This is a genomic window from Ruegeria sp. BB5 (assembly GCF_056539405.1).
Window position 1 is genome coordinate 82,730 of the sequence record NZ_JBQFUX010000004.1, and the last position, 24,453, is coordinate 107,182.

Genomic DNA, 24,453 nt, shown 5'->3' on the forward strand with positions numbered 1-24,453 from the left:
CTGTTTCAGTTCATTTGGGTTCTGGACGGTTGTTTTTGGGTTTTGGACAAAACCCAGTTCCCCTTGGCTGGGACTGAGGCTGAAAGTCAAAACCGCGCCTTCAGGAAACAATTGCGTTCGAGGGCTCAAAACAAAGTTGCCACCCGGCTCGTTTGTGAGCTGGATGGCAACCTATCAGAAACTGTGCGAGTTCTGTGCGGGATGGTCAGTCAAACTGCGTCTGGATGCTAACAGCGCATGCTGACCGGTCGGGTTTGTTCGGCTGTGTTTCTCCTTGTTTGCTTCGCTGGGGTGGTGTCTTAGTCGTTCCAGTCTTTGTGTTCTTCTTTAAAGTCGTCGCGACGCTCCCGGGCTTCGTCCTGCGCGTCTTCGAAATTGTCCTTTTGGATCGCGCCGCCTACGGCTCCGACTGCGGCACCAGCGGCCGCGCCACCTACGATGCTTTCGCCTGCGATACCGGCGACAGTGGCGCCGACAACTGCACCCTTGATCGCCTTGTCGGTGACGTAGTCAGCATGAGCTGTTGCCGCCATGGTGATCAGAAGTGCGCCTGAGATCGGGGCGATAATGAATTTCTTCGAGGTCTTCATAGGGTTCATCCTTGTTCTGGGTTAGCAACCACCGTGGCTGCTGTGTGCCATTGAACTAGGTGACCCGATGGCCCGCTTTCTTTTGGAGACGGGACAAGGTTTTGTGGATCTTGGACATCTTTCGATCCCCGGTGCCAGTCCCTCTAGCGGCCAGCTTTACGGAATCTGGCAGGCGTTTCACCTGTCCAGCGCTTGAACGCCACCGAAAAGGCGGCCTGATCCGCAAATCCAAGCATGAAGGCAACACGGGCAACACCCTCACCGCTACGCAGCATGCGTTTGGACAGGTCGCACAGCACACCTTCCAGAAGAGCCTTAAAGCTTGTTCCCTCGGCCGACAGGTGCCGTGTCATGGTCCGACGCGTCAGGCCAAGTTCTCCGGCTATATCGTCGCCGTTTGGTATCGGTCCGGGAAGACGTTCGCCGAGCATATCCATTATGCGGTCGGACAGACTACGGACTGCATCAGGCTGCGCCTTCAGTTGCTCTTCTCCGTGCCTTCGTAAATGTCCCAATAAGGTGGGGTCTGCCGTTGGTATCTTAAAACTCATGCCGTTTGTGGGCAGGGCCAAGGCGTATCCAGACTTGAAGCCTACGACATCACATCCCGCCAAATCCGCCAGCTGCCGACAGTGCTCGGCATCGTCCGTTTCCAACTCGATAGAGATCGGGGCAAGCCCGCCAGAGGTGATTTGTTGAACACGCTTATAAAGACCGAATATCAGCATTTCACGGTGGCGAGGGTATTGATGTGCCGGGATAACACTGCTCTCCAGAGTGATCTTTGGCTTTTCGCCCCCCCCCACTACGTCAAGACGCAAGTCAGGATCCTGCATTGCATAAAAGCGCTGCGTCAATACCAGCGCGTCTTCCACCGTTTCGGCTGCCCGCACGATGTAGGCCAGAAGTGTTCCGGGACCTTGCGCCGAAAGCCCAACGCGCGCGGCAAAAGTTTTGTCTTCCAAAACCCGGCAGGCAGTTTCAACTGCGCCCGCCTCATGTAGCAGCTCGACAGTTGCGTCAGGGCTATCGCCGATATCAACGGGTGCCCCCGCCATTTCCAGGACTTCGGGAAACGGAATGCGCGCGCTGGGTTCTTGAGAATAACGCAGCCCGACGTTTCGCAGTCTGTAAGTGCTGATACGTGGCACTTTCGCGTCCTCCCCTAAATGGCACGCAACTCCCTGCAGTCACAGCAATTGTCCAGAAGCCAACAACAAATGTCCAGAACCCTCAGGATTGCAGGCGCGACGACGGTTAGGTCCGGGTCATCAGAAAGGAAACGACCATGATCTACTTCGCAAGGTACTACCGCGTGCTGAAGGCAATCCAAAACTCCGCCAAGCAAGAGTGGGCCGGGGGTAACATCCGCGGTCTGAACACTTCGGCGCTTGGTGAAAAAACACCGAACGGGCGTCGCTGGGACCCTCCCTACACCCTGCCGGAACAACCCTCAGAACCCGCACAACAACCCACCGAGAATTGACGTTCTCCAAACACTGAAAATCTACATGCGCAGCGTGGCTGCGTAACAAAAGGACTGAAACATGAAACCACCCGCGTTCCTGATGGCGCCCTTAGTTGGCGTCATTTCAACTCCGGCCTTTGCCGCTGGCGGCGATCCCAGATGGTGGGTCGCGCCCAACCAAACCGACACCTATGCATGGGTAGGCTTGGTCGTTCTCGCCCTTGCGATCCTGCTGGTCGTACATCTGTACGCGCGCTTTGAACGTTACACCGAACACAAGTCAATCGGCACTCCGCTGCGCACAACTATTCCGACAATGCTCACTGTCGCCTTGGCGTATGAGCTGATGCCTGCCCTGAGCCACTTCAGCAGTCTACTGCCGGGCGCTCTAATCCTGACCGCAATCGCCCGCGACTTCATGTTGTGGTGGCGTCCATCGAAAGAGGAGTTGGTAAAATGATTGAGCTTCTCGTCACATCTTTTCCGTTTGTCCTGCGTGTGATCTATCTGAAATGGCGCGGGCTGCCAGTCACCCTGTACAATGTTCACAGGGCGCTCTTCATGTGGTTCGTTCTCGCCCTGATCGTGTTCTTTGCTGTATTCTACTACTATCCCAAGTCCTACACCGGCCTCGTGCCATTCAGAACTGTTCCGGTCGTCGCCGAGAACGGCGGAACCGTTACGGACATCTATGTAAAGGGCGGCGATCGTGTCGAACCGGGCGATCCGCTGTTTGCAGTCGAGAATGCGTCGGAACAAGCCGCTGTAGATTTTGCGATGCGCAAAGTTGAAGAGATTGAAAGCGCGAAACTGGCCGCTGAGTTGCAGGTCCAGACCGCGCAGGCCGTGGTGGATGCCGCAGTTACCGCTAGAGAACAGGCTGAGCTGGTGCTGATGGATCACGAGGCACTTCAAGCAAAGGGCTCTGCAGCATTTCAAGTGAGCCAGCTGGAGCGCGCTCAAGCAACTTTGAGCACTCGGGAAGCTGAGGTTGAGGCTGCTGAAACGCAACTTGGTGTGGCGCAAGTTCAGGCGACGGCTGTTCTGCCCGCCCAACTTGCATCGGCGCGTGCATCGTTACAGCAGGCTCAGGTGGAACTCTCAAAGACCCTGACGCGCAGCTCTGTCGATGGTGTAGTTGAACAAGTTACCCTGAATGTTGGTTCACGCGCAGCGCAAGCCGCAATGAGCCCCGCCATGCTGATTGTACCCGACCGAAAAGATGTAGAGAAAGGACGCGTCGTAGCCGGCTTCTCACAGGTTTCTCGCACCGAACTGTACGAAGGTATGGCCGCAGAGGTGGCATGCGAAAGCAACTTCAACATCTCGATGCGCAACACCGTTCTTCCTGCAAGGATCGTACGTATTCAGGAGCAGATTTCTTCGGGTCAGCTCGCGCCTAGCGGTCGCCTGATTGAGCCGAGTGAAAAGGCGAAACGGGGTCAGATCGTAGTGCATCTCGATCTGGTGCATCCAGAACACCGCAAACTTTTGGTGCCAGGTAGTGGTTGCATCGTCCAATCCTACACCACCAAATTTGAAGGTGACATGGAAGGAACACTTGTTGCCCACGGGATCCAGGCTATGGGTATCATCAAGGCAGTCGGTCTGCGGGTTAAAGCTTGGTTCGGTCTGACTTCGGGTATCGGCTTGATCGGTGGTGGACACGCCTGATTTTCCAAAGACCCTCCTATTCAGTAAATGCGGCTCCCGATAAACGTTGGGAGTCGTTTCTTCTGTTTTGTGAACAGATCACATGCCAAAAAAATGTGAGTTCTGTTTCGGCTTTCTGATACCCGGCGAACGATAGGTAGGTCCGCTCAGGTAATCTTTTGCAGGAAAATGACGACCACATGCAGTAGACCGGAATGTTAGTTTTGACCGCATAGCCGCCGTCGGTTGATCGCGCAGCAGCAGTCACTATGGGCTCGAAGCGGACCTTCGCTGCAACTTAAATGGGTGTCTGCTCTGCGGACAAACCTGCCTTCCAGTGTATTAGGCGAACGTCCGCTTTCCGCGCTTTGCGGCAGCCGCCAAAAAACCAACAGGGCGGATACCCGATGTGAAAGTACTCACTTTACATGGTCAATATGTCCCTAGCAGCAGTGAAGGACCCGACCCAAAAGAGTGACCGCTGACACTACGCTGGCGTCGCAACAATCCTAGCGGCACATCAGCTTCCCAGACGCACTGATTTGACCTCTCGCAAATGCAATCCGAGCATCAGTAGAGTCGGCCAGAGGAGATAGGTTTGGATTTCAACGTTCTCTCCAAAGGTCAGCAGGAGAACTGTGAGCAACAGTCCGAGCGGCAGCCTCCCGCGTTCCGACTTTATGGCGTCCAGGGTGACGATTGTTAAATGAACGAGGAAAGGAACGAGAAACGCTGTAAATCCGGTCAGCCCTTTCACGAATAGCAACCCGTACCAGGTGTGATGGCTGCCTATCGGCATGTACTCAACAAGATGCGCTCCGGGTCTGACTGTGCCGTGCCCGAAAACCACCGCATCCGATTGCCAGCGCTCATACGCAATACGCTGCAGAGTTTCGCGTACGCGGGTACTGTCGGCGCGCGCGGATTTGAAGCTGTAAAGGGCTCGGTTGCCGAACTCAACAAAGACTGCGCCCCAAACGGCTACGGCGGTGGTGACTGCAGACAAAAGAATCCACCCCGAGCTGCGGGCGACAAGTGGCAAGAGGCTGGGTGACAGCGAGCAGATCACCAATCCAACCATGCCCATTCGGGACTTGGACATAAGGATCATCACAACTCCGGCAGCCAAGCCGATGACCTTCCAGCTGCGGTGCTTTTCTTCCAGGGCAAATAGGACCATGCAGACGCCCAACAAGGCCGCGAATGGCGACCAGGGCGCAAAGAACTGCCACCGCGGCGTGCCGCTGGCGGGGTCGATTGTATACAGGTAGACCGAGAAATATTCAGGTCCCGGGCCGCCCACTGCTTTAAGGGGAGATGTAAACAGAAGATGCGGCAAACCGGCATAGGGGGCGGCAATGAGCAACGGCAGAAGGCACAAGGTCCAAAGGCCCACCACGCATTGCCCTCTGACCAAAACCTCGCGCCGTATTGGCAAAACCGCCCCTGCTAGGATAAACAACGGGATCAGCGCCCAACCCTTTGCCCATCCGATACTCGATTTGATCGTATTGGTGGTGCCGAGGTTCCAATCCGCGTGGCCTGCCCATAGTGAGACCAGCATCACCAGCATGCCAACGCTCCAGATCCAGACCAGAGCAGGTACAGGGCCCGTTGCACGCAGATCCAATCGGATCGCCGGGCCGAGATAAAGTGACACCCCGGCTATCGCAGCCAACATCCAACCTAGCACCGGACCGACAACATACAGCGCGCCAAGCCCGTAGAACGGCCATGTCCAGATCAGCGTACACCAGACGATCTTTTCGGCTGGCGTTTGGGGGGCCACACGCGTCAAACTGCGGCCTCTTTCTGGTCTTTCAGCAGCTTTGAGATCAGCGGGTTTCGGATCCATGCCAGAACCAAACCCATCAGCAGCATAAGGCTTGCAACGATCCCGGCGGCAATCGAGATCTTCTTGTTCGGCGAAGATGGGCGAGTCGGCAGAGACGGGTTCTCCAGCACTTGGATCAAGGGATAGGAGGCATAGACATCGGTCTTTTTCGACTCGGACCGAGCGATGGCAGAGGCGAACACGGCTTCTGCCACTGCGAAATCTCTCTGCCGGTCCTCCAATTCAGCGGCGATGGGGGCGAGGTTTGACAGGCGCAGGGTTTCCAGACGAACTTGTGCGCGCTGTGTCGCGACATGCTCTTCCAATCCGGCGCGCAAGGCATCTTCGCGCACCAACTCGCTGAGCAACTGCGCCCGTTGCCCTTCCGGCGCGCGATCCAGTCCACCGAGCTGCTCGACCTCAAGACCAGTCACCTGCGCCGCGCGTCTTAAAGCAACCGAACGCGCCCCTTCATAGTCGTTTTGGGCATTCACATAGATTGGGTGGCGCGATCCGTAGGTCGCGTCGGCTTGCGCCAGCTTTGCAGCCCCCACCGACACATCCTCAAGCAACGATAGGTACTGCGCATCAGCATAGAGTTTCAGCGTTGCCGCCGCTGCGTCAGAGGGCAGATTCAACGCGACTTGAAGCGCGGCGACACGTTCCGATTGGCGTGCCAGCTCGCTCTCCTGCTTTCGCAGTTCCTGCTTTGCACGGTCATTAGCGGCGACCTGCTCTTGGTATTGCGCGACCGATATCAGACCGCTTTGCGACTGCAGCTGTTTGATCTCGGCCCGCGTGGCCTGAATTGCGCGCGTGTAGTCCTCGATCGCGCCGGTATTGCTGGCCTCGCGAGTGGTAATTTCATCGGCGCGCAGGGCGTCAATCTCAGCGAAAAAGGCGGCCACCAAGGCGTCACCATATTGCTGAGCGTCTGCCGGAGAGGCCGCCTGAAGCTCGATATGGATCAGGCTGGTTTGATCGACCAGTTGCACCCGCGGCTTTCCAAACGCGTCCCGGTCAGCCTCTACCGCCTTGGCTGCCGCGTCGAGGATACGGTCGGCCGACAACAAACGTTTATACGTCTCGGTCGGGCTGATTGACCCGTTGGCAAAGGCGGAATTCGCGTATGAGGATGCCTGACCGATATTGGCCAGATTGACCGATGCCGAAGCGCCAGATCCTGGCAGGATCAATGATGCGTGAGAGGTGTATTTGACAGGCGCGGTCGCCAAATAACCGCTGATCGGGGCCCAGATGCAACTCGCCCCAAGAAGGTATAATGCCACGTAACGGGGCAGGCGGCCTACATCGCTAAGGCGCCCGCCCTTTACGAAGCGACGCCACCCGAGCGTTCTGAAATTGGATCGGGAAATGCGCACCCAATGCAGAAATTGCATGTCGCGCGTGGACTCAGAGGAGTTCGAAATCTGTTGCGGCATGGAAAAACCCTTTCTTACAAGAGTGATACACCGCATCTGATTGCTGATCATTCGCTCAGCAGGCTAGGGGCCGAGGGGATTGGGAGCGTCCCCTATCCCTTCGGATAGTGAGGCCTAGAACAACCCAGCCTCGCGCGCGGCCAGGGCGGCCTGCGTTCGATTGCTGACACCAACTTTACGGTACAAAGTCTTCATATGCAGTTTGATCGTCGGCTCTGACAGATCCAGATCACGAGCGATTTCCTTGTTGGATTTGCCCTCAGTCAGCCCTTTCAGAACTTGCCGCTCACGCTCTGTCAGTTTTTGAGCCATGGGGTGGGAGTCTTCCGGCTGCTCTGCGTTCATGAAACCCGCAGGAAGGTATTGTTCCCCCATCGCCATAAAGCGGATCGCGTTGACCAGAGATTTAGCCGGTAAAGTTTTTGGGACGAAACCGGCTGCACCAAGCTCTAGCGCGCGTTGCGCCAGATCACGCGAGGTGTCGCCGGTAAACAGGGCCACATGCTGGGCACCGTCCAAAGCGATGCAGGTTTCAAGTCCGGCCAACCCGTTCATGCCGGGCATGTTCAGGTCCAGAAGAACCAGATCAAAGGCTCCGTCGTTCTCAATCAAAGTTTTCGCGGCTGGGAAATCCGGCGCGGTCTCCACCTCGATCCCGCCTGCTGCATCTATGAAGGCAACGAGCGTGTCCAAAATAAGCTCGTGGTCGTCAGCAATAAGAACTTTCATTTCAAACCTCCGCCTGCCCCCAAACACACCCAAATGCGTTAATAAATCATTGAACCCATGGCATGAAGCCTTCCTGACGGACAGGTGAATATCCAATCGGATAGGTCAGCGGGCCGTTTTCACCACGCTATGTGCTGCGGGGTCGTTTGAATAGACCTATTCTCCGATCCCTCTCCGGATGCTCGCCTATCGGTTGCAGGGTCTCATTGGCAGTCTGAAGCCACAGATTGTCATTGTTGATCGGAGAGTTCTATGCAGTTCCTGTCAGTCCAAGATATGTATAAAGGCGCGCAGCCAACACCCATACCAACTCTGGAAAAGACTGAGATAATGGGTCTGCCAGTTGTGAACGCTCGATCCGGACAGGTGATCTCCAAACTGCTGGATGGGACACGCCGGACTGTGTTTTTCCTGAATGCACATTGCGCAAACATACGGGCCCGCAACCATACCTATCGAGCAGCATTGGCCCGGGCAGATATGATCCTACCTGATGGAATTGGTGTAGACGTCGCGGCAAAGTTGCAAGGCGTCCAGTTGACCGAGAACCTGAACGGCACGGATTTTGTGCCCAAACTGCTGAAACGCGCTGCGCGTTTTGGGCAGTCGGTCTACCTTTTGGGGGGAAGTCCCGGAACAGCTCAGGCGGCGGCGGCGCGGTTGCAGCACATGATCCCCGATTTGGCTGTGGCTGGTACGCGTGATGGCTACGCGGGGGCCGCGCGGGTTGATGAGGCGATTGACGATATCAACCAGTCTGGCGCAGACATCCTGTTGGTCGCGATGGGCGTCCCGCTGCAGGAGCTGTGGATTATGCAGAACCGCCACCGGCTTGCCCCTTGTATCGCGCTGGGCGTGGGTGCTTTGTTTGACTTCCTGGCTGGCAACGTGCGCCGGGCGCCGCGCCTTGTTCGGCGCTTCCGGATGGAGTGGGCATGGCGGTTGGCGATGGAGCCCCGCCGTATGGCCCGCAGGTATCTATTGGGCAATTTCGAATTCCTCGGGCGTGCCGCGCACAATTCTGTTCCCAAGGTTTCAGCATGTCGCCTGCTGGACCTCACTTTGGCGGTGGTCGCGCTGTCTCTTCTGGCCCTGCCCATGGCCGCAATCGCCGCATTAGTGCGATTGGACAGTCGCGGCTCCGCCTTTTTTCGGCAGACACGTATCGGTCGAAACGGGGTGCCCTTCACGATGTACAAGTTTCGCTCAATGACCCCGGACGCCGAAGCGCGACGTGCGGATCTGCTCACCCATTCGGATCGTGACGGTGTGTGCTTCAAAGCCAAAAATGACCCACGCATCACTCGCGTTGGGAAGGTTCTGCGCCGGTTCTCGCTGGATGAATTGCCGCAAATCTTCAATGTGCTGAAAGGGGATATGTCGCTGGTTGGCCCGCGCCCGGCTTTGCCCGAAGAGGTTGCTGCCTATCCCGAACAAGCGCTGGAGCGCCTGCAGGTGCGTCCCGGCATCACCGGCCTCTGGCAGGTTTCGGGCCGCGCCGGCATCGGCTTTGACCACATGATCGAGCTGGATACAGCCTATGTCCGCTCCCGTTCGCCCCTTCTAAACCTCATCCTCATCGCAATGACCGCACGTGCCGTCGTGTCAGGTCGCGGCGCTTACTGATCAAACCTAGGAGCATTGAAATGACACGTATTCGCAAAGCTGTTTTTCCGGTCGCGGGTCTCGGCACAAGGTTTCTGCCCGCTACCAAATCGGTGACCAAGGAGATGTTGCCGCTGATTGACCGCCCCTTGATTCAATATGCAGTGGACGAGGCCCGCGCGGCCGGGATTGATGAGTTCATCTTCATCACCTCAACCGGCCAATCCGCTCTGGAGGCGTATTTTGGTCGCAACTCGGGACTGGAGCGTAAACTGAAGGATGGCGGCAAAACCACCCTGCTGAACCGTTTGCGCCTCACGAACCTTGAGGATGAGACATATAGCTTTATCCAACAAGACAGCCCGCGCGGTCTGGGCCATGCAATCTCTCTGGCACGTGACATTGTCGGTGATGAACCCTTTGCCGTGATCCTGCCTGATGATGTGATCTACGCGCAGCGCCCGGTTCTGGCGCAAATGGTCCAGAACTTTGAAGGCAGCCATATGATTGCAACCGAAGCCGTCCCATCCGACCGGATCAGCGCCTATGGCGTGGTCGATATCGAGCATAGGACAGGGCAGGTGCAACATCTGAAAGGGTTGGTCGAAAAGCCCTCTGCCGATCAAGCTCCGTCAGAATTTGGCATTGTCGGGCGTTATCTGATGCACCCTTCGATTTTCGATCAGTTGGACGGATTGGCGCCCGGTGCGGGCAATGAAATCCAACTGACCGATGCGATCGCGGCCGATATCGAAGCGACCGGATGCCGCGGTTTCGCTTTTCAAGGAGAGCGCTTCGATTGTGGGTCGGTCGCCGGGTTTCTTGAGGCAACCACCGTCTTTGCATTGGAACGTGCCGAGCTGCGTGACGGGTTCAAAACCATGTTGCGACAGCGCATGAATCTGCTGTCTACCGCCGCATGAGACCGAGGCACCTATCCGTTCGGATAGGTGCATATCCTCATGCCCATCTGTCGCTACGGACCTCTTTCTGGTTTCTTAAGGTCACAAAAATGGAGATCGAGATGCGCCTGTTTTTTGCGATTCTCACAGCGGCGTTCACCATTTGCCTGACGCCTGCGCAAGCCGAAGGCTTGGGAACTCCGAAAGGGGAAGTCGTCCTGACCGTATCGGGCAACATCGCACAGACCGGCCCCGACGGGACGGCGCAGCTCGATATGGAAATGTTGCAGGCGCTACCGCAGCGCAGCTTTGAAACCTCGACGATCTGGACTGAAGGCGAGACCAGCTTTGTCGGCGTTCCCCTCTCTGTGTTGCTGGAACAGATCGGAGCAGAGGGTGCTACGATCCGGGCAACGGCGATCAACGACTACGCGGTTGAGATACCTGTGGGCTCAATATCGGCGCAGGACCCGATTGTCGCCTATGAGATGGATGGCGCGGCGATGTCCCGGCGGCAGAAAGGTCCTCTATGGATCGTATATCCCTATGACAGTGATACCAAGTACCAGACCGAGGTGATTTACTCTCGCAGCATTTGGCAACTCGACAGGTTGGAAATCGTTAAATAGCGTGGGGTTACAACACAGTATGAAGTGGGTGATACGGGCTAGACTTTGACAAGAAATTTCCAATACCACTCGCGGCGCCGGTGGGCTTTCGGGCTCCTCGGTATCGCCGTTTTGGGTGCCCTTGCTTTGGTCGTGTTGCTTTCCGTCAAGGTGATGTCCGACCTGCGCGACCGGCAGTCAGCCCGAACAGATAATGTGCAATGGACGCTGACGCAGGTCGAGGTCGAGTTCCTGTTCTACCTCAACGCGCTTGAGGTGGGTGTATCGGACGCAGAGCCAAGCACAGAAAACCTGGACCTTGTCCGGCGCCGTTTCGATCTTTTTTACAGCCGAATCGATATTCTAGACACCTCGCGTCTGTTCGAAACGCTGCGAAGCGACCCGAAATTCGCTGAACCTCTGAACGACGTCTCCGCATATCTGGAGGTCTCGGTGCCTACAATCGATGCTAAGGATCCTGGGTTGAAGGCGGGGCTACCGGTTCTCTATGACGGCGCGCAGGGGATCGCTCAAAAAGTGCGAGAGCTTTCGGTCTCGGCGATCTCGTACTTTGCAAGCCAGTCGGATCAGCGCCGTGAAGAAACCGCGCTCAGCCTGTTTCAACTGGCCGTTTTGTCCGGGGGATTGTTTCTGACGCTGACCGCGGTCAGCGCCTATCTCCTGGTGGTCAATCGCAAGGCAGATCGACGCGGTGGGGCAATCCAGCAGGCCAACCAGCGCATGAATACGATCCTTTCTACCTCATTGGATGCCGTGATCGTGGTGAACGCCGCCGGCGAAGTGCTGGAGTTCAACCCAGCTGCACAGGCGATTTTCGGGTATTCCGAAGATGAGGCCAAGGGGCATTCGATCGGCGACTTGATTGTGCCTGCGCATCTACGCGCGGCGCATGATGAAGGGATGGAGCGGATGCAGAGCGGGGGCGACCGCCACGTGGTTGGCAAGGGTCGCGTTCAGCTTGAGGCGTTGCGCAGGAATGGCGATGTTTTTCCCGTCGAACTCGCTTTGCAATCCGCTCAGGCCGGGGACGAGGAAATTGTTATCGGTTTCGTCCGCGATATCTCACAAAGCGTTGCGGATCAGAAAGAGCTTGTCTCGGCCCGCGACCGTGCCCTTGCCGGGGAAAAGGCCAAGTCGGATTTTCTGACTGTTATGAGTCATGAGATCAGAACCCCGTTGAACGGGTTGCTGGGCAACCTCACCCTTCTCAAGAATACACGCACGACCAAACAGCAGTCTCAGTTTGTCCGCAACATGGAGATCTCGGGCCAGGTTCTGCAAAATCATGTGGATGCGGTGCTGGATATTGCTCGGTTCGAGGCCGGCAAGTTGTCTGTCGCGCACGAGCCAACCGACCTGAACGCGATGCTGCAGGACCTTGTGGATGGTCAAAGCGGCAATGCGGCCTCGCGCGGCAATTCAATCTCGTGGCAATGGGTGGGCGGAGCCTATCCGCATGTCGCGACTGACGCGCAAAGGTTGCGGCAAATTCTGCTGAACCTTGTGGGTAATGCGATCAAGTTTACCGAAAATGGCCGTGTGTCGATCGAGGTCGAAAGATGTGAACCTTCCGGTCAGGGTAAGGCACATGTCTACGAAGTGCGTGTGATCGACAGCGGGGCTGGCATCGCCGAGGATGAGATCGACGCCATTTTTGATGACTTCTACACCAGCGATCCCTCTATCGGTCGCACGGTCGGAGGGACCGGGCTTGGCCTGGGAATTGCCCGCAGGTTCGCGCAGGCCATGGGTGGTGAGGTGGGGGCGGAAAGCACATTGGGCGAAGGAAGCGTTTTTTGGCTGCGGATACCGTTACAGCCGTCAGCGCGCGACCAACTGCTAGAAGCTGCTCAGATCAATACCGAGACCGCTCTCCCGCTGAACTTGTTGGTGGTCGAAGACAACGAGATCAACCTCGAGGTCATCTGCAACATGCTGGCGCTGGACGGTCACCGTGTAACTACGGCGGAGAACGGGCAGGTTGGCGTCGACAAGGCCAGCAGTCAGAGGTTCGACGCGATCCTGATGGATATCAGCATGCCAGTGATGGATGGGCCAACCGCTGCGCGCCATATTCGTGGCGGTCGGGGGCAGTCGACCGATGTGCCGATTATCGCTGTGTCGGCCAATGTCCTGCCAGATGCGGTTGAGACCTTTCGCGCCGCCGGTATGACGGCTTTCATTGGCAAACCGATCTCGCTGAATGCCCTGCGCAGGGCGCTTTCTGTGGTCATACGCACCGACGGGCAGATTTCGGAACATGCGCAGCCAGATCCGTTAGCGGAGTTGAAAGTCAGCCTCGGCCCTGAAGCCTTTGCCCGCCTGCATGCCAAGTTCATTGCCGAAGGGGATGAATTGGTTGAACAGCTAGAAACCGGGGCATTTGACCAGACAGATTTAAATCAAATCGCTCAGGCCTGTCACAAACTGGCTGGGAGTGCAGCAACCTTCGGCGTGGAAGAGTTTCGAGCGGCGTTAGTTGCGGTAGAGACTGCAGCCAAAGAACACAAAGACATCACTAACAAACTCGCTGCAGTCTCCACTGCTTGGGAGCGGGCGAAATCATCGCCCGCTAGGGATTGACTTAGGGCGCCAGCAGCGCTGCTGCGCCGACGATGCCAACCGCGCGGGCGACTTCGGTCAGGCCGGTCACCTTACTGTCGTAGCATGCAATCGCATCTCCTGGCAGAACATAGGGGTCATAGTCATCGCGATCCCCACGTCGCAGCAGCTTTTCGATATTGCGTTCAATGACGATCGAGTTCCCGGTCATCGGGTTGCGGGTGAACAGGACCGCGCTGCGATTGGCATTGGTGGTTTTGGCCCCACCGACGCAATTGGTATCGACTACGGCCTGCAGGTAGCGCGTCCCATAGGGTACCTCACGCACGTCTCGTCCAATGGCCGACTCTGCGTTGCCGGTGGCAGGTTGCGTGAGGTTGGACATATAAAGCGTTACGCCGGGCGGGCTGATCGGGCTGGGACGCATCAAATCATCCTGGAAACACCCTCGGCTGTTGACCACGATCTGATCCCCGGTCAGCAGCATGATGTCGGTCGGATCCGAGCCTTCGAACACCCCGCGAAGGTCCATCCGGTAGATCGTGCCCTGCCGGTGCAGCTCAACCGCTGACAGATCCGCATCCGGGCGCACACCTCCGGAAGCGCGAATGGCGACCGAGAGGTTGCGCGCCTCTGTCGAGGCACCCAGTACGCCCTGACGCCCTCGATCCAGCGCGTCGCCGGGGATGCCTCCGATCTCGACCGAATGGGGTTCAAACACCGCGCCTTTCACGCCGACAGTGACCGAGGCGAAATCGCTGATGCGCGCCGTGACGCGCGGGGTACTGTCGTAGAACTGTGCGGCTACCAGAACCCGGGCCACGTCTCGCTCGACCTGCTCGGTCGTTCTGCCCTGCGCGCGCACCGGCGGCAGGTACGGCAGCTTCAGGTCGCCATCGCGGGACACAACATAGGTGTTGCTGAGAAGCTCATCCCCGTCGATGGTGATCTGCACCATATCATTGCGCGAAAGTTTCTCGCCCAGCAGAGGGCTAAGCGCGGGTTTAGACCATTTGGCAAAGGCGTTTGTGCCCTGATCCCCGGTCGGAGGCATACAGGCGCGCCCGTTCAAATGTTCCGCTTGCAGCAAGGGCGCATTTGCCCGGCGCCGTGATGGGGCACGGTACTGCGCCTGATAGCTTTCGCCTTTTGCGACGGGTTCGATGTTGCGCGGGGTCTTCATGCTGCTGCAACCCGACAGAGCAATCGCGCTGACGGCCCCTAAAACCAAAACTTTGAAATGTCGTTTCATTTTGAACTCTCCTGAACTGCATCCACAGCTACAGCAGTGTCTTGATGTGCGTCAGACCGGCATCGGGATTGCCGTTTATCCCAATCGGATAGGTCGCTCGCCCGATGGTTCGTCTGGCTGTCCGCCCGCGTCTGGGACAGGGATGTCGCGGCCAATTAGAACTGATCCCAATACTGTTTTGGACACTTGGCGACATGACTCAGCGATTGGCACATTCCAGTTTCCTGCGGCACCTGCTTGCCTATGCGGCGTCCGAAGTGGCGGCAAAAGCCTCACGTCTTGCGGTGGTCGTGGTTGTGGCCCGCACCCTCAGCCCCGAGGCAATAGGGCTGGCTGCCGCTGCCCTCGCGGCAGGGGATATTCTAAAGGCGCTAACCGAGAACGGCGTGGGGCAGAGGATCATCCAAGCCCCGCAGTCCGAGCTGGAACAGCGCTGCAACACCGCGCATCGTATCTTCTGGGTCTGGTGCGGGGCGCTGTTTTTGCTGCAGGTGACTATCGCCATTGCCCTCTATGCGATAGGGCACCAGACCCTGGCGCTGCTGCTCGCTATTCTGGCCGGAGAGTACCTGTTCATGCCCGCCGGCCTGGTGCAGGCCGCGCTTGCGATGCGTGAGGGCAAGCTACAAAAGACAGCCGCTGTTGCCGGAGGGCAGGTGGTTGGCGCAAATGTTATGGCCGCGCTACTGGCGCTGCTCTGGGCCTCGCCGCTGGCTTTGGTTCTGCCCCGATTGCTGGCCGCCCCGATTTGGCTGGTTCTGATGCGCCGTCTACGTCCCTGGGCATCAAACCCGAAGCGTGGGTTTGCCGCCCTTCGCCCGTTTGTTGGCTTCGGCTGGGCCGTTTTGGGGGTTGAGGTTGTCAAAGTTCTGCGTTTGCAGGCCGACAAGCTTGTCGTCGGCGCGATGCTGGGGGCCGAGAGCCTTGGCATCTACTTCATGGCCTTCAACGCTGGGCTCGGCTTGGCGACATCGTTCACGCAGGCCTTTTCAGTCGTTCTTTTCCCACATCTTTGCGCAGCCCCGGACAAGACCAAGGCGTTGCGTCATGGGCTCGGTACGTCCCTCCTGGTACTGTCCCCGCTGGTTTTGCTGCAAGCCGCCCTTGCGCCGGTCTACGTGCCGCTGCTGCTGGGTGCTGAGTGGCAGCAGATTTCACCGGTGGTCTCGGTCTTGTGCCTTGCCGCATTGCCCAGCGTCATCTGGTCCGCCGTGGCCGGCTGGCTGCGGTCCGAGAACCGCGCGATCACCGAGCTACGAGTCAGCACGGCCCTTGCATTCGCATTGATCCTCAACACCGCGATCATGGCCCCGTTCGGGCTGATGCCGGTGGCGATGGGATACCTGATGACCAGTGCTGCCCTCATGTTGATCGCCTCTTGGGTGCTGCTGCCTCGGGATCAAAAGACAACAGAGAGGTTCGGCTTCCAATGACCCGCTTTACCATCATCGTGCCGTTTCACACCGATGCGGACACAATTGCTGAAACGCTGACCAGCATTCGCGCGCAAAGCTTCACGGAATGGGAGGCGATCTGCGTCGGCGACCGTCCCTCGAAGGCGTGCCTGTCCATCGTGCTAGATCACATCGCCCAAGACCCCCGTATCCGGGTCGCAAGCAGCCCCTTTGATGGCCCAAGTGCCGCCCGCAACTATGGGGCCGAACTGGCCAAGGGAGACATGCTGGCGTTCTGTGATGCAGACGATCTGTGGCACAAGGACAAGCTGGCGCAGCTTAACGAAGCCTTTCAATCCTCTTCGACGGATGCTGTTTTTGGGCAGATCGGGTTCTTCGCCGATCAGCTCGGAGATTCTCAGACATGCTCGACCGTTCCTAGCGCACCACTGAACATTCAGGACCTGTTGGCTGAGAATCCCGTCTGCACCATGTCGAATCTTTCGATCCGTCGCGAGGTCTTCAACGCCATTGGCGGGTTGGACACGAGAACGGTGCATAACGAAGATTTGGAGCTGTTAATCCGCCTCGTAGGCAAGGGGTTTACCGTCAAAGGGGTCAATCAGTTCCAGGTCTGGTATCGCACCAGAGCCGGGAGCTTGTCCTCGGACCTGAACGCAATGCGCGCTGGGCGGGCTTATGCGGTGAAAACGGCTGCGTCTTTTGGCGTGTTCCCGTTGCGGTCGTCCGAGGCCGTCTATTTGCGCTATCTTGCCCGCCGGGCGCTGCGGTTGGGGCATCAGGGTCAGGCCCTGTCTTACACACGCAAAGGCTTGAGCCTGCATGCGCGCAGTTTCCTGCTGCCCCTGCGCCGAGGACTGCCTACCGCCGCAGGGGCCGCGCTGGCCCCGATCCTCCCGCAAGCGATCAAACGCGCGTTGTTTTCTTAAGAGTTCTGAAGGAGATCACCATGCCCACAGCATCCATCGTCGTACCCGCCTACAATGCCGAAGCAACCTTGGTCGAAACGCTCGCCTCACTGCAGGCGCAAACCTATGACGATTTCGAAATCATCATCGTCGACGATGGATCGCAGGACGCGACCTCTGAGATTGCCCGCGCGCACCAAGGCGACCCGCGCGTACGACTTGTCGGGCAGGCCAATCGTGGGCTGGCGGGGGCCAGAAATACTGGCATCGCTGCCGCGCGGGGTACGTTCATCGGCTTTTGCGACGCCGACGATCTGTGGATGCCCGAGAAGCTGGCGGCTCATATTCACCATCTCAAGGCCGAACCGGATGTGGGAGTTAGTTTCTCCGGCAGTGCCTTGATCGACGAGGCGGGGTTCATGATGGGGATCAAACAAGCACCCCGCCTGAAGGATGTGACCTCAGCCCATGTTCTGAACCGCAATCCAATCGGCAATGGATCGGCGGCCGTTATTCGAAAGACGGTACTGGAGGCTCTGGCCTACCGCCCGAGTTTTGAGATCGAGCGGGATTGGGTCTTCGATGAGACGTTCAGGCAGTCCGAAGATATAGAATGCTGGATGCGGCTGATGTTGACGACCGATTGGCAGATCGAAGGCGTTCCGGGGCTATTAACCTATTACCGGATCAATGCAGGCGGGCTGTCAGCGGCTTTGGACCGCCAGTTGGAGGCGTGGGAGCGGTTGGTCGCGAAGTTGCGCCCGATTAACCCTGAGTTCTTTGCCCAGCACGAACACTCAGCGCGGGCCTATCAGCTACGCTATCTGGCACGGCGGGCCATCACCAACCTCGACCGGGACACAGCTTGGGAGTTGTTTGCGCGAAGCGTCCAGGAAAGCCTCCGCCCGGTGCTTGAGGAACCTGTGAAGTCGTTCAGCACCTTCGCCGCGGCCCTTGTGTTGAAAACGTTTGGACCCGGCCCGATCACCCGGCTGAGGCAAATGAAATCCAAACTGCAATCGATTTGAGAGAGGCATCATCATGGAACAGAAAAAAGTCCTCCACCTGGTAGACGACACGACAGCGGGCGGCGTGATGCGAATGCTCGACCATCTTTTGGCGCAGTCAGATCTTTCCGGCGCGATCGAGCAAAAGGTGTTGAAGGTCAAAAGGACCGCGTTTTCTTGGGGCAAACTGGATGCGGATGTCATCGTGTCCCACGTCGCACCAAGTTGGAGAAGCCTGCCCGCGTTCTCGGCCCTTCGCGCAATGCATGTTAATACTCGACTTGTCCATGTCGAACACAGTTACACCCGGGCATTTACCACCCTGAATGTCCCTCACAAACGTCGGTTTTTTGCGATGCTACGGGTGATCTATTCCTTCTTCGATCAGTTGGTGGCGGTCAGCCATGCGCAGGCGGACTGGATGCAAGAACGACGCCTAGCGGTTTCAGAAAAACTGGCCGTCATTCCTCCGACCGTTGATCTTGAGCAGTTGTCACGAAAGACGATGCCTCCCAAGTCAAAGACCACAATTGGCGCCATCGGGCGGCTCGAGCAGCAGAAAGGCTTCGACATCCTGATTCAAGGCTTTCGGTCAACCCGAACGCCGGGCGCGCGCTTGTTGATCTTTGGCGAAGGCAGTCAACGGTCATACCTTGAGGCGTTGGCTGAGGGTGACCCGCGCATCGAATTTCGGGGTCACGCCAAAGATCCGGCAGAAGCTTATCAAGCCGTCGATATCATTGCGATTCCCTCGCGTTGGGAGGCTTATGGACTTGTGCTGGACGAAGCGCTTGCCACGAAGCGCAATGTGATCGCCAGTAAAGTTGATGGGTTACGTGACCGTGAAGGAGATACAAGAGTTTCATTCTGCAACCTTGACCCTTATGATTGGCGACTTGCGATCAATAATTTTCTGCTTTCCGACACTATTGAGAAAAGCAGCTGAATTAAAATCTGACACTAGATCTTTTGCCTTTTTGCCGAGTCATTCGCAGCAAAATCAATTGTGATTTCAAAGAAATTGCCTAAGTTCAGCTTTGCGTTTTGTACGCGCGTACTTAGTGCAATACATCTTGGTGTCCGCTTTGGACTAAGAGCGGTCATTGCCTTGTGCTAAGTGGATGGCGGCTCTGTCCGCACCTCGGACGTAGCTCCGTCTTGTGTGAACGTCCCCTGTCGGGCTGAAGCGGGCATTCGTCCCGAGCCCCCAATTCGACAGCCTTCAAAGAACACCAAGAGCTTTACTTAAGAGAGGACGGTCCTTTGAAAATCATGCCCCGCAAAGTCGGCGAGCCTCAATGGCACACGCAGGGCTGACTGAGGGGGTAGGTCGGGGGGCGGGTTCGTCAGTTAGGTGCAGCCTATCATCGAATGCTCAAGCCAATCGGCGCAACGTAGCCATCGGATGAGGAATCCTGTGCGATGGCCCCCATGTGGTCGCCTGTCCCCTATGGGGGCACGCTGACAATTCTATAAGTCTTTGATTTTATGGTGCTGCTGGAGAGAATTGAACTCTCGACCTCTCCCTTACCAAGGGAGTGCTCTACCTCTGAGCTACAGCAGCGCTGTGGGCGGGTGATTAGACGCAAACGAAACAGGGCGCAAGGGTCTCTGGACGGTTTTTTTCACCTCCTGTAGAGAAAGATTATGGCAGATAGAAATACACCCAAAAAACATGGCAAATCCGCGGACGCTCGGGAAGAGCGACTGAAGGCGGCGCTGAAGGCGAATATGGCGCGGCGCAAGGCGCAGGCCAAGGCGCGCGCAAGCTCGGATAACGATGCCGAAAAGGACGAGGGATAAGAGCAGATGGATTCGATTCTGGTGACGGGCAATGGGCCGCTGAACGGTCAGATACCGATTGCGGGGGCCAAGAATGCGTGTTTGACGCTGATGCCCGCAACCTTGCTGAGCGAAGAACCGCTGACGCTGACCAATGCACCAAGGCTCAGCGACATCAAGACCATGACACAATTGCTGCAATCTTTGGGGGCTGAGGTGTCGTCGCTGCAGGACGGGCAGGTGATCGCGATGTCGAGTCATGATCTGACCAGCCACACTGCGGATTATGAAATCGTGCGCAAGATGCGTGCGTCCAATTTGGTGTTGGGTCCGATGCTGGCGCGGTTGGGGCAGGCGGTGGTTTCGCTGCCTGGCGGTTGTGCGATTGGCGCGCGACCCATGGACCTGCACGTTGAGGGGCTTGAGGCGCTGGGCGCTGAGATCGAGCTGAAGGACGGCTATCTGCACGCCAAGGCATCCGGCGGGTTGAAAGGCGCAGTCCACGAGATGCGTTTTGCATCCGTGGGTGCGACCGAAAACATCGTCATGGCGGCCACATTGGCCAAAGGCACCACGGTTCTGAAGAACGCTGCGCGCGAGCCTGAGATCGTCGATCTGGTCGAGTGCCTGCGCAAGATGGGCGCACAAATCTCGGGCGAGGGATCCTCGACCATCGAGATTCAGGGCGTTGATCGCTTGCACGGTGCAACCCACCAGGTTGTGACCGATCGGATTGAGCTGGGCACCTATATGCTGGCCCCGGCCATTTGCGGTGGTGAGGTAGAGTTGCTAGGCGGTCGCATGTCGCTGGTTAACTCCTTTGCTGCCAAGCTTGACGCGGCGGGTGTCAGCGTCACGCAAACCGAAAAGGGTCTGAAAGTGGCGCGCAAGAACGGGCGCGTGACCTCGGTGGATGTGGTGACCGAGCCTTTTCCGGGGTTTCCGACTGACCTGCAGGCGCAGATGATGGCGTTGATGTGTACGGCCGAAGGCACCGCGGTATTGGAAGAACGCATCTTCGAGAATCGCTTTATGCACGCCCCTGAACTGGTGCGCATGGGCGCGAATATCGAAGTGCATGGCGGCACGGCCACTGTTACAGGTGTGGATCAGCTGAAAGGTGCGCCGGTGATGGCAACGGATCTGCGGGCTTCAGTCTCGTTGATTCTGGCGGGTCTGGCAGCCGAGGGCGAGACCACGGTTAGCCGGGTCTATCATCTGGACCGCGGATATGAGCATGTGGTGCGCAAGCTGGAAGGCGTGGGTGCAAAAATAGAACGGATCAAGGGCCAATGACAGACGCAAGTTTCCACGACGGGCGCGAGGCCCCTCTGAATCTGGGCGCCGAGGATGCAGAGGATCTGCAGGTGATCTCGACCCTGGCGCAGGATGCGGTATTTCCTGTAACCGAGATGACATGGCAGCCCTCGCAGCGCCGGTTCGGCCTGCTGCTGAACCGTTTTCGGTGGGAAGATAAGGATGCCGCGACACGCCGTGATCGTCCGTTTGAGCGGGTTCAGGCGGTTCTGGTGTTCGATTCGGTGCTGTCGGTGGCCAGTCAGGGCATCGACCGCAGGGATAAGGAGATGGTGATGTCCCTGCTGTCGATTGATTTTGAGGCAGGCGAGGACGGAGCGGGTCAGGTTTTGCTGACGCTGGCAGGGGATGGTGCCATCCGACTGAAGGTCGAAGCACTGGACGCCACGCTCAAGGATGTGACGCGGCCGTACAAGGCCCCTTCGGGTCAGGTACCACATCACCCCGAATAAATGCAGAACAAGCGCGGCATTTCACAGGCATTCTCGCAGATTCCAGCTGGAGTATCCCTGCGCCGCGCAACCGTTTTTGATGTGTTCGATCTGAGTCGGGTGTTGATCCGATCGATCACCCAGCTTTGTGTCGCGGATCATCGGGGCGACCCACAGGCCATCACGCATTGGACCGCAAACAAGGACCCAGCATCCATCCGGGGTTGGATCGTAGCAGGAGCGCACATCTGGCTGGCCGAGCATGCAGGGCAGGTTGCCGCCGTGGGCGGTCTACGCGACGACGAAATCACGCTGCTGTACATCGACCCGGATCACACGGGTCATGGCATCGGGACCGTCCTGCTGCACCGGCTTGAGGAAGACCTAATTGCCTCAGGTCAATTCGATGCCAGACTAGAGGCGACAAAAACCGCGCAGGACTTCTACCGGCGGCACGGCTGGCAGGCCACAGGGCAATGTGGTGCGCGTGGCGACGTGTCCTGTTTCGCGATGCGCAAATCGCTGCACCCAAAGGACTAAGGGTTGAGGCCAACTCATCCCGGCGATATGTCCCCATCAAACGCCCCGGAGTGCCTGATCATGCCCGTTTTCCTTGATACCACGTCGTCCGAGTTCGAATCCGCCTTTCAAGCGCTGTTGTCGGCCAAGCGCGAGGACAGCCCGGACGTAGATGCCACCGTAGCGCAAATCATCGATGATGTGCGCAGCCGGGGCGACGCGGCTGTGATAGAGTTGACCGCCAAGTTCGATCGGCTTGACTTGACGCCCGTTACGTTGGCCTTTTCCGCAGAAGAAATCGACACTGCAGTTGCGCAGGTTTCGGATACGGACCGCGCTGCGCTGGAACTGGCCGCCGAGCGCATCCGCGCTTATCACGAAAAACAGATGCCTGAGGATCATCAATGGACCGACGAAGCCGGGGCGACACTGGGCTGGCGCTGGTCGGCGGTGTCGGCAGCCGGGCTTTATGTGCCGGGCGGGCTAGCTTCGTACCCGTCTTCGGTTCTGATGAATGCGATCCCGGCCAAGGTGGCAGGGGTCCAGCGGCTGGCCATTACCGTGCCAACGCCAGACGGGCAGGTGAATCCACTGGTCCTGTTGGCCGCGCGGTTTTCCGGAGTCGACGAAATCTATCGTATCGGTGGCGCGCAGGCGATTGCAGCGCTGGCCTATGGCACCGCATCCATCGCGCCAGTGGACAAGATCACTGGCCCGGGCAATGCCTTTGTCGCGGCGGCCAAGCGCCGAGTGTTCGGCAAGGTCGGGATCGACATGATTGCCGGTCCATCTGAAATCCTCGTGATCGCGGACAAGGACAATGACCCCGATTGGATCGCGTTGGATCTGCTCAGCCAGGCCGAACATGACGAAAGCGCCCAGTCGATCCTGATCACCGATGATGCCGCCTTTGGGCAGGCAGTGGCGCAAGCGGTTGAGAAGCGACTTGAAACCTTGCAACGCCGCGCCATTGCCGGGGCCAGCTGGCGTGATTTTGGGGCCATTATCACCGTGCGCGATTTGGATGAGGCCGCCGCCCTGTCAAATCGCATTGCGCCCGAGCATCTGGAGCTGTGCGTCGCCGATCCGGTCGGGCTGAGTGAAAAAACCATCCATGCCGGTGCAATTTTCCTGGGCCAGTACACGCCCGAGGCCATCGGCGATTATGTTGGTGGCCCAAATCACGTGCTGCCCACCGCGCGCTCGGCCAGGTTCTCATCCGGTCTCAGCGTGATGGATTTTCTAAAACGTACCACGCTCAGCCAGATGACGCCCGACGCGCTGCGCGCCATTGGCCCCGCGGCGGAACAACTGGCGCAATCCGAAAGCCTTGAGGCGCACGGTCTGTCGGTGACGGCCCGCCTCAACGGGCTGAATTGACGCAAAGACCTATGGCACATGGCGTTTCTGTGCGTTGCTCAATGAAAACCATTGCTATAGGTCTGTGCTGAACTGAACGGACCACACGCGACATGACCCGCATTTCACATATCGAACTGGATGATCGAAACCTGCCGCCGCCGACCCCCGAGATCGAGCAAGAGCGCAAGGTCGCCATCTATGATCTGCTGGAAGACAACAGTTTTACCCTTCCTCAACGGGATGGGCGCACGGCGCCGGACGGGCCGTATCACGTGCAACTGTCGATCCGTGAAAAACGTCTGGTCTTTGACATCGCCACCGAGGCCGAGGAAAAAGCCGCCGAGTTCCACCTTTCGCTTGGCCCGTTCAAGCAGGTGGTCAAAGACTATTTTCAGATCTGCGAAAGCTATTTCAATGCGGTCAAGAACCTGCCACCCAGCCAGATCGAAACCATCGATATGGCCCGGCGCGGAATTCACAACGAAGGCAGCCGCGTGTTGCAGGAGCGGCTGGAAGGAAAGGCGGATATTGACACAGACACCGCCCGCCGTCTGTTCACGCTGATTTGCGTGTTGCATTTTGGGGGCTGACGCGTGAAGCCTCTGCCGCAGTCGGTCCTATTTTGTTGCGACCACAACTCGGTCCGGTCTCCGATGGCCGAAGGTATCATGAAGAAATTCTATGGTACCGGCACCTATGTACAGTCTGCTGGCGTCCATAACGACCTTGAGATTGACGGGTTTTGCATTTCCGTTTGTCACGAGATCGGCGTCGAGCTGTCCCGGCATCGCTCGCGGTCCTTTGATGAGATGCAGGAATGGGGCGACGATCTTAGTTCCTTCGACCTGGTCGTGGCTCTGTCGCCTGCCAGTCAGCGTCAGGCGCTGGAATTGACACGGGTTTTTCATCTGGATGTCGATTATTGGCCAATAATGGACCCTACTGGACTGGGCGAGAATCGCGAACAAAAGCTACATCACTACCGACAGACCCGCGATCAGATCATCAAGCATCTGAAAGACCGCTGGGGCGAACCTACGGAGTGA

Annotated in this window: 24 protein-coding genes and 1 tRNA gene; 18 read left to right on the forward strand and 7 right to left on the reverse strand. The window is 57.8% G+C overall.

Features of this window, described 5'->3' with window-relative positions; translation table 11 throughout:
- Positions 1-299: 299 nt before the first annotated feature.
- Together ACR0DL_RS11650 and ACR0DL_RS11655 are read right to left on the reverse strand one after the other, a co-directional pair.
- A complete protein-coding gene (locus ACR0DL_RS11650) occupies positions 300-590 on the reverse strand; it encodes a hypothetical protein (RefSeq protein WP_480689297.1) in 291 nt (96 codons plus the stop codon).
- 143 nt (positions 591-733) lie between these two features.
- Positions 734-1,741, reverse strand: a complete 1,008-nt coding sequence (locus ACR0DL_RS11655; protein ID WP_480689299.1) for a helix-turn-helix domain-containing protein — start codon at positions 1,739-1,741, stop codon at positions 734-736.
- 137 nt (positions 1,742-1,878) lie between these two features.
- On the opposite strand from ACR0DL_RS11655, the gene ACR0DL_RS11660 reads away from it, so the two are divergent.
- From ACR0DL_RS11660 to ACR0DL_RS11670, 3 genes are all read left to right on the forward strand, one after another.
- Positions 1,879-2,076: a hypothetical protein gene (locus tag ACR0DL_RS11660; protein WP_480689301.1), complete on the forward strand. Its 198-nt coding sequence runs from the start codon at positions 1,879-1,881 to the stop codon at positions 2,074-2,076.
- 61 nt (positions 2,077-2,137) lie between these two features.
- Positions 2,138-2,518, forward strand: coding sequence for a hypothetical protein (locus ACR0DL_RS11665; RefSeq protein WP_480689303.1), 381 nt, complete (start codon positions 2,138-2,140; stop codon positions 2,516-2,518).
- Positions 2,515-3,732 (forward strand): HlyD family secretion protein, encoded by a 1,218-nt coding sequence (locus ACR0DL_RS11670; RefSeq protein ID WP_480689305.1) that lies wholly within the window; start codon positions 2,515-2,517, stop codon positions 3,730-3,732. The genes ACR0DL_RS11665 and ACR0DL_RS11670 overlap by 4 nt, the downstream gene beginning before the upstream one ends.
- A 499-nt stretch (positions 3,733-4,231) precedes the next feature.
- On the opposite strand, the gene ACR0DL_RS11675 is transcribed toward ACR0DL_RS11670, so the two are convergent.
- From ACR0DL_RS11675 to ACR0DL_RS11685, 3 genes are all read right to left on the reverse strand, one after another.
- A complete protein-coding gene (locus ACR0DL_RS11675) occupies positions 4,232-5,500 on the reverse strand; it encodes an O-antigen ligase domain-containing protein (protein ID WP_480689508.1) in 1,269 nt (422 codons plus the stop codon).
- Positions 5,501-5,505: 5 nt separating this feature from the next.
- On the reverse strand, positions 5,506-6,987 hold the full coding sequence (locus ACR0DL_RS11680; protein WP_170377260.1) for a GumC family protein: 1,482 nt from the start codon (positions 6,985-6,987) through the stop codon (positions 5,506-5,508).
- Between the two features lie 114 nt (positions 6,988-7,101).
- Positions 7,102-7,716, reverse strand: a complete 615-nt coding sequence (locus ACR0DL_RS11685; protein WP_170350203.1) for a response regulator transcription factor — start codon at positions 7,714-7,716, stop codon at positions 7,102-7,104.
- 252 nt (positions 7,717-7,968) lie between these two features.
- Here ACR0DL_RS11685 and ACR0DL_RS11690 point away from each other — a divergent pair, with 252 nt between their 5' ends.
- The 4 genes from ACR0DL_RS11690 (at position 7,969) to ACR0DL_RS11705 (ending at position 13,435) form a co-directional block, all read left to right on the forward strand.
- Positions 7,969-9,342, forward strand: a complete 1,374-nt coding sequence (locus tag ACR0DL_RS11690) for a WecB/TagA/CpsF family glycosyltransferase (RefSeq protein WP_480689307.1) — start codon at positions 7,969-7,971, stop codon at positions 9,340-9,342.
- A 20-nt stretch (positions 9,343-9,362) separates the two neighbouring features.
- Complete coding sequence (locus tag ACR0DL_RS11695) at positions 9,363-10,244, forward strand: UTP--glucose-1-phosphate uridylyltransferase (protein WP_480689309.1); 882 nt, start codon at positions 9,363-9,365, stop codon at positions 10,242-10,244.
- Positions 10,245-10,345: 101 nt separating this feature from the next.
- Positions 10,346-10,852 carry a putative pterin-binding protein gene (locus tag ACR0DL_RS11700; protein ID WP_480689311.1) on the forward strand — a complete coding sequence of 169 codons (507 nt, stop codon included), beginning with the start codon at positions 10,346-10,348 and terminating at the stop codon, positions 10,850-10,852.
- A 132-nt stretch (positions 10,853-10,984) separates the two neighbouring features.
- Positions 10,985-13,435, forward strand: coding sequence for an ATP-binding protein (locus ACR0DL_RS11705; RefSeq protein ID WP_480689510.1), 2,451 nt, complete (start codon positions 10,985-10,987; stop codon positions 13,433-13,435).
- 1 nt (position 13,436) lies between these two features.
- Here the strand turns inward: ACR0DL_RS11705 and ACR0DL_RS11710 are convergent, their stop codons facing one another.
- Positions 13,437-14,666, reverse strand: a complete 1,230-nt coding sequence (locus ACR0DL_RS11710) for a polysaccharide biosynthesis/export family protein (RefSeq protein ID WP_480689313.1) — start codon at positions 14,664-14,666, stop codon at positions 13,437-13,439.
- 194 nt (positions 14,667-14,860) lie between these two features.
- Here ACR0DL_RS11710 and ACR0DL_RS11715 point away from each other — a divergent pair, with 194 nt between their 5' ends.
- From ACR0DL_RS11715 to ACR0DL_RS11730, 4 genes are read left to right on the forward strand one after another with little or no spacing between them, the layout of a single operon-like run.
- Complete coding sequence (locus ACR0DL_RS11715) at positions 14,861-16,099, forward strand: oligosaccharide flippase family protein (protein ID WP_480663085.1); 1,239 nt, start codon at positions 14,861-14,863, stop codon at positions 16,097-16,099.
- Positions 16,096-17,010, forward strand: a complete 915-nt coding sequence (locus ACR0DL_RS11720) for a glycosyltransferase family 2 protein (protein ID WP_170350209.1) — start codon at positions 16,096-16,098, stop codon at positions 17,008-17,010. The genes ACR0DL_RS11715 and ACR0DL_RS11720 overlap by 4 nt, the downstream gene beginning before the upstream one ends.
- Positions 17,011-17,030: 20 nt before the next feature.
- Positions 17,031-18,017 (forward strand): glycosyltransferase family 2 protein, encoded by a 987-nt coding sequence (locus ACR0DL_RS11725; RefSeq protein ID WP_226688874.1) that lies wholly within the window; start codon positions 17,031-17,033, stop codon positions 18,015-18,017.
- Positions 18,018-18,030: 13 nt separating this feature from the next.
- Positions 18,031-18,942 carry a glycosyltransferase family 4 protein gene (locus ACR0DL_RS11730; protein ID WP_480689315.1) on the forward strand — a complete coding sequence of 304 codons (912 nt, stop codon included), beginning with the start codon at positions 18,031-18,033 and terminating at the stop codon, positions 18,940-18,942.
- A 543-nt stretch (positions 18,943-19,485) separates the two neighbouring features.
- Here the strand turns inward: ACR0DL_RS11730 and ACR0DL_RS11735 are convergent.
- A tRNA-Thr gene (locus ACR0DL_RS11735) sits at positions 19,486-19,560 on the reverse strand.
- Between the two features lie 83 nt (positions 19,561-19,643).
- On the opposite strand from ACR0DL_RS11735, the gene ACR0DL_RS11740 reads away from it, so the two are divergent.
- From ACR0DL_RS11740 to ACR0DL_RS11770, 7 genes are all read left to right on the forward strand, one after another.
- Positions 19,644-19,799: a hypothetical protein gene (locus ACR0DL_RS11740; RefSeq protein WP_170350212.1), complete on the forward strand. Its 156-nt coding sequence runs from the start codon at positions 19,644-19,646 to the stop codon at positions 19,797-19,799.
- Positions 19,800-19,805: 6 nt separating this feature from the next.
- Positions 19,806-21,074 carry a UDP-N-acetylglucosamine 1-carboxyvinyltransferase gene (gene murA, locus ACR0DL_RS11745; protein WP_480689317.1) on the forward strand — a complete coding sequence of 423 codons (1,269 nt, stop codon included), beginning with the start codon at positions 19,806-19,808 and terminating at the stop codon, positions 21,072-21,074.
- Positions 21,071-21,547 (forward strand): DUF2948 family protein, encoded by a 477-nt coding sequence (locus tag ACR0DL_RS11750; protein ID WP_170520033.1) that lies wholly within the window; start codon positions 21,071-21,073, stop codon positions 21,545-21,547. The genes murA and ACR0DL_RS11750 overlap by 4 nt, the downstream gene beginning before the upstream one ends.
- Positions 21,548-22,066, forward strand: a complete 519-nt coding sequence (locus tag ACR0DL_RS11755) for a GNAT family N-acetyltransferase (protein ID WP_480689319.1) — start codon at positions 21,548-21,550, stop codon at positions 22,064-22,066.
- Positions 22,067-22,126: 60 nt separating this feature from the next.
- On the forward strand, positions 22,127-23,425 hold the full coding sequence (gene hisD, locus ACR0DL_RS11760; RefSeq protein ID WP_480689321.1) for a histidinol dehydrogenase: 1,299 nt from the start codon (positions 22,127-22,129) through the stop codon (positions 23,423-23,425).
- Between the two features lie 92 nt (positions 23,426-23,517).
- The gene (locus ACR0DL_RS11765) at positions 23,518-23,997 is read left to right on the forward strand and encodes a UPF0262 family protein (RefSeq protein ID WP_170350217.1); all 480 of its coding nucleotides are present in this window, start codon (positions 23,518-23,520) and stop codon (positions 23,995-23,997) included.
- A 3-nt stretch (positions 23,998-24,000) separates the two neighbouring features.
- Positions 24,001-24,453 (forward strand): arsenate-mycothiol transferase ArsC, encoded by a 453-nt coding sequence (locus tag ACR0DL_RS11770; RefSeq protein WP_170350218.1) that lies wholly within the window; start codon positions 24,001-24,003, stop codon positions 24,451-24,453.